General features: G+C 34.7%; 4 protein-coding genes. All 4 read left to right on the top strand.

Features of this window, described 5'->3' with window-relative positions; genetic code table 11:
• Positions 1-133: 133 nt before the first annotated feature.
• The 4 genes from FS85_RS0110390 to leuB all read left to right on the top strand — a co-directional run bounded on the left by FS85_RS0110390 (position 134) and on the right by leuB (position 5,714).
• Positions 134-436, top strand: coding sequence for a hypothetical protein (locus FS85_RS0110390; protein ID WP_010136202.1), 303 nt, complete (start codon positions 134-136; stop codon positions 434-436).
• Between the two features lie 340 nt (positions 437-776).
• A complete protein-coding gene (locus FS85_RS0110385) occupies positions 777-2,726 on the top strand; it encodes a T9SS type A sorting domain-containing protein (RefSeq protein ID WP_010136201.1) in 1,950 nt (649 codons plus the stop codon).
• A gap of 310 nt (positions 2,727-3,036) precedes the next feature.
• Complete coding sequence (locus FS85_RS0110380) at positions 3,037-4,557, top strand: alpha-isopropylmalate synthase regulatory domain-containing protein (protein ID WP_010136200.1); 1,521 nt, start codon at positions 3,037-3,039, stop codon at positions 4,555-4,557.
• A 101-nt stretch (positions 4,558-4,658) separates the two neighbouring features.
• On the top strand, positions 4,659-5,714 hold the full coding sequence (gene leuB / locus FS85_RS0110375) for a 3-isopropylmalate dehydrogenase (RefSeq protein ID WP_010136199.1): 1,056 nt from the start codon (positions 4,659-4,661) through the stop codon (positions 5,712-5,714).
• Positions 5,715-5,732 lie beyond the last annotated feature (18 nt).

Below are 5,732 nucleotides of genomic sequence, written 5' to 3'. Positions count from 1 at the left end.
ANCTTTTTTTTATGAAAAACAGTAACTTACAAGCAAAAAATGAAAAATTTGCTAATCGTGTGCTTATCCTTAGTAGCACTGCAAATCAACGCCCAAAAAAACACGTGCCATATACCTATCTGGAGGTTTGGAAATGGGAAATTACCTAGGTATGTTTTGGGATGTTAATTACATTTATAAAGACAAATATTCTTTTACAATAGCGCAACAACTCCAGCTAAATTATGCAAACCAAAGGCCTGATGACATGGTGTCTTCTGAGGATTGGTTTAATTTTGATTTGGATGTTGTTTTATCGCACCGTTTGTTAGTGGGTAGAATCTATAATTTTGATAAAAACAGAAGAAGCAGGTTAAATCTTCAGGTAGGATTGGCATATAACCTTGTAGAAGAACCAAAAAACTACAGAAAAACACGTTACGATGAAGTAAGATAGGGGTATGAATATGACTATGATGATAACAGCTATTCTGCTTTTGGAATTGTTATTGCCCCAGCTATTGAGTTTCCATTATACAATGTGGTTGGGATTAAAGTAACTCCATCACTTCACTTTACCCAGCCAGAAACTTACTATGGTGTAGGTGTAGCATTGCTTTTAGGAGATTTAAAATAACCACAAATATTTAAGACAGATGTCTGTTAGCGTACGTAAAGACAAAATATGTACGCAGAAAAACATAAGATTTTTAGATGAGTTATAGATTTGAGAATTAGAGAATCTTTATTTTTTATAAAGTGAATCTGTCAAAAACCTAACTTAAACCAAATATTTTATGAAAAATCTAAAAAAACTATCATTAGTGTTTTATGTGTTGTTACTTCATGTAAGTACCAAAGCTCAAGTAGCTAATCCTTGTGGAATGAATGCTAGTAATGAAAGTGAATTTTACAACGGTGCCAGCCCTAGCGGTTCTGTAACATTAAAACCAAGCGGTCTAGAGAACAACACAGATTCTGATGCTTTGCAGACATTGATTGACAACAATCCAGGTAAAAAAATAAAATTATTAGCCGATGGATCTAAAAACACTTTTTACTTTAAAGATGTAAAAATCAAAAGCAATACACATATTCGTGTAGGAGCCAATGTGGTTTTAAAAACCAATAGAAATGGATTGAACACCCAAAAAAATGCAAGTATGTTTTCAGTAGGGAAAACAGGGGCAAGGGTAAGTAATTTTACCTTTACTTCTAATGGCGATGAAGACGACATAACCAAAAGATTTACCGTACAATTAAGGCAGCTTACTCCACTACAAAAAACAGGAACAATTACAAAAACAGATGCATTGTCAGGAGAAAGTTTTATAACAGTGGCCAATGCAGAGAATTTTAAAATTGCGAATTTTAATATTGTGGACAACTATTCTAGAATTTCTACACTAACGTTTAGCTTTAACGATGCTGGAGAAAAAAATCATTTTAAATCTATATTGTCTACTTCTGTTTACCCAGAAAAAGACAGAACACCAGAACAAGGATTGATTAAAAATATTTCGGCAAACAATGGTCATGGAGGTTACGGAATTGTGCAAATACAAGCAGGTGTTGGTTTGTTATTTAAAAATTTAGAAGGAACGGGAGGAGTTCCTTTAAGAATAGAAACTGGATTAAACAAAGCTATTATTACAAAAGATAAAACTGTAGACGGTATATATGGTAGAGGAATTAAAGCAATTAACGGTCTGTCTTGTGTGGATGTTTCTCCGCACAATGTAGAACAAGGGTGTGTAGATATTTCGGATGCATCTTCAGAAGGAACAGTATTTACAGTAAGGTTAGATAAAGGATTTGAAGATGATAAGGATATTAAAGTAAGCGATATTAACAGTGCTTTGATGAGCAAAAACAGTTTTAATAATCTGGTTACCAATAAGCAGTTTGAAAAGTTTGGTAATAACGGAAACTCGCTAGGTTTTTTTGTAAAAATAGCAGATATCAATACCTATAAAGGAACTTTTGCTAATGTTAAGTTAAAACAAATACAAGGAAAAGGAGGAAATGATGCTCAGGTAAAAAGCAAGTTCTACAAGTTTTACGACCAGGCAACCAAAACTATCTTAGCAGCCAAGCAAACAGATGGAACTATAAATGATGACATGGAGACAGTTTCGGGAAAAACACTTGCGGTCATAAAATATTCTGCAGACCCTTCTATAGATGGATGTAATTGCGGAGGTAAAAGTCCATCAGAAAATGGATGTTTTGGAGTTAAAATAGCTAAAACAAATAATTCATACGTCAACCTAAGAAGAGGAGGAAATGGAATTAGTACTTCGGGAATTGCAAAAATACTAATTGATTCTCCAAATGCATTCTATAAATTATCAGACCATACACCTACTAGTGCTCCTGGATGGACTAACGCTAAAAGGCCATCATTGATAAGTGAAAAAAGTTTGGATGGTCTTTTTGGAGCTACTGTAAGCCCTTGCGATACAGCTTCACCTCAAATTGAGCAGCACAAAGAATTCTTGTCAAATAATCCTGTAAAAATAACTCATACAGTTACGCCAAACCCAACTTCTGGAATTGTTAATGTTGTGACCAGTATAGGAGCTAAAATAGAGGTTTATAACAGTTCGGGAAGTTTGTTGTTAACCATTCCAAGTACAGAATTACCAAGTACTTCTATTCCGTTAAATAGACATGTCTCTGGTATGTATTTTATAAAAATTTATCAAGCAGATAAAGTAATAGTAAAGAAAGTGCTTAAGAAATAGCAAGTTTAAAAAAATAAGAAGAAATCCTCTAGCAGCTAGTGCATAGTTGTTAGAGGATTTTTTTTTGGAAGTACATTTTTATGTACTATTAAAACATTAAGGTTTGTTAATTTTTGATGCTTTTTGGGAGTTTAGAAAAAAAACGGAATTTGTTGATGAATTTTAAAGACTTTTTGGTTTCGTTCAAAATTTTATAAAACGCTTTTTTTATATTTGCCCACCGTGTTTTTAGAAATCGATTTTTTACAAAAAACTGATTGTAAATCAGTAGTTAAATTATGAAATTTCTAAAAATAAGACCAAGAAAGATATGAGTACGAAGAAAATAGAGATCATGGATACCACTCTCCGAGATGGAGAGCAAACTTCTGGTGTATCCTTTGCTGCTAATGAAAAACTTACCATAGCACAGTTGTTGTTAGAAGAGCTAAAGGTTGATCGAATTGAAATCGCTTCTGCTCGTGTATCTCAAGGAGAATTCAATGCAGTAAAAAATATAACCAATTGGGCTACAAGTCAACAACATTTAGATAAAATAGAAGTATTGACCTTTGTTGATGGAGGAACTTCTATACAATGGATGGAAGATGCAGGAGCCAAAGTGCAAAATTTACTAACCAAAGGTTCTCTTAACCATTTAACTTATCAACTAAGAAAAACACCAGAAGAACATTTTTCTGAAATTGCAGAAACCATTCAACTAGCCCAAGCAAAAGGTATTGCTACCAATGTGTATTTAGAAGATTGGTCTAATGGAATGAGAGACTCTAGAAATTACGTGTATCAATATCTAGATTTTATAGCGCAGCAACCCGTAAAACGAGTAATGTTACCAGATACTTTGGGAATTTTAACACCTAAAGAGTCTTTTGAATATTTGCAAGAAATCAAACAAAAATATCCCAATTTGCATTTAGATTTTCACTGTCATAACGACTATGATTTAAGTGTAGCCAATGCCATGGAAGCCATTAAAGGTGGTGCAGATGGGTTGCATTTAACACTAAATGGTATGGGAGAACGTGCAGGGAATGCTCCGTTAGCTAGTGTGGTAGCTTGTGTAAACGATTTTATGCCTGCTTACAAAATAGAAGTTAACGAAACGGCATTGTACAAAGTGTCTAAATTGGTAGAGGCATTTACTGGGTTTAAAATTCCAGAAAGTAAACCTATCGTTGGAGAGAATGTATTTACCCAAACAGCAGGAATTCACGCTGATGGAGATAACAAAAAGAATTTGTATTTCAACGACTTGTTACCAGAACGTTTTGGACGAAAAAGAAAGTACGCCCTAGGAAAAACCTCTGGGAAAGCCAATATTCAAAAAAATTTAAGTGAATTAGGAATTCAATTGACCGATGCAGAGTTGAAAAAAGTGACTGCTAGAGTAATTGAATTAGGAGACAAAAAAGAATTGGTAACCCAGCACGATTTGCCTTATATCATTTCAGATGTGTTGAACTCGGATACCATTGATGATAAAAAAGTAAACATCGTTTCGTATGTGTTAACGCATGCCAAAGGATTAAGACCTTCAACTACCGTAGCTTTGTCTTTTGACGGTGAAGTGGTTGAAGAAACAGCAAGTGGTGATGGACAGTACGATGCTTTTATAAAAGCCTTAAAAAAAATCTATCAGAAAAAAAAGTTAGACTTGCCAAGGTTAACCGATTACGCAGTGCGTATTCCTCCGGGGTCGCATTCGGATGCCTTGTGTGAAACTGTAATTACTTGGAACTTAAACGGAAAAGAATACAAAACACGTGGATTGGATTCTGATCAAACAGTATCGGCAATTATGGCCACAGAAAAAATGTTGAATATAATTTGAGTTTAAAAGTTAAAGGTTAGAAAGTTGAAAGTTAATTTTTGTTAGTAGGCTTGCAACTTTAGAACTATATAAACTTTAAAACTTTATAAACTATAATAAAAATGAAATTAAACATTGCATTATTAGCTGGTGACGGAATTGGACCAGAAGTAATTGATCAGGCAGTAAAAGTTTCTGATGCAATTGCTACAAAATTTGGACATGAAATAACTTGGAAACCAGCCTTAACAGGTGCAGCTGCTATCGATGCGGTTGGAGAGCCTTACCCAGATGAAACACATGAAATTTGTAAATCTTCTGATGCAGTTTTGTTTGGGGCTATTGGAGATCCAAAATACGACAACGATCCAACAGCTAAAGTTCGTCCAGAGCAAGGTTTATTAAAAATGCGTAAAGCTTTAGGGTTGTTTGCCAATGTACGTCCTACATTTGTATTCCCTTCTTTATTAGATAAATCTCCGTTAAAACAAGAGCGTATTGAAGGTACTGACTTGGTTTTTTTACGTGAGTTAACAGGAGGTATTTACTTTGGAGAAAAAGGAAGAAAAGATAACGGAGATACAGCTTTTGATAACTGTTTGTATACTAAAGAAGAGGTAACTCGTTTGGCTCGTAAAGGATTTGAGTTGGCTATGACTCGTTCTAAAAAACTATGTTGTGTTGATAAAGCAAACGTATTAGAAACTTCTCGTTTATGGAGAGAAACAGTACAAGGGTTAGAAGCTGATTACCCAGAGGTTGAGGTTTCTTATGAGTTTGTAGATGCGGTAGCGATGCGTTTGGTACAATGGCCATCTTCTTACGATGTATTAATTACAGAAAACTTATTTGGAGATATTTTAACAGACGAGGCTTCTGTAATCTCTGGTTCTATGGGATTAATGCCATCTGCATCTATGGGAGCAGATATTGCCTTATTCGAACCTATTCATGGATCGTACCCACAAGCAGCAGGTAAGAACATTGCCAACCCAATGGCAACTGTATTGTCTGCAGCAATGATGTTCGAAAACTTTGGGCTGCAAGAAGAAGGAAAAGCGATCAGAGAAGTAGTAAATAAAGCCTTAGCACAAGGATTTGTAACCGAAGATTTAGCCGACGGAGGTAAGTCTTATGGAACTTCTGAAGTAGGAGATTGGTTGGCTGCGAATATTTAATTCATAACCAATAATCAT

Origin of the sequence: Ochrovirga pacifica (assembly GCF_000220525.1) — a bacterium.
In the GTDB taxonomy this organism is placed as follows: domain Bacteria; phylum Bacteroidota; class Bacteroidia; order Flavobacteriales; family Flavobacteriaceae; genus Ochrovirga; species Ochrovirga pacifica.
Note: the sequence above shows the minus strand (reverse complement) of the source record. Positions and strands in the feature narration are given on the sequence as shown.

Coding starts and splice junctions, on each gene's coding strand:
- FS85_RS0110390 (WP_010136202.1), top strand. CDS start 134: ATGGGAAATTACCTAGGTATGTTTTGGGATGTTAATTACATTTATAAA.
- FS85_RS0110385 (WP_010136201.1), top strand. CDS start 777: ATGAAAAATCTAAAAAAACTATCATTAGTGTTTTATGTGTTGTTACTT.
- FS85_RS0110380 (WP_010136200.1), top strand. CDS start 3,037: ATGAGTACGAAGAAAATAGAGATCATGGATACCACTCTCCGAGATGGA.
- leuB (WP_010136199.1), top strand. CDS start 4,659: ATGAAATTAAACATTGCATTATTAGCTGGTGACGGAATTGGACCAGAA.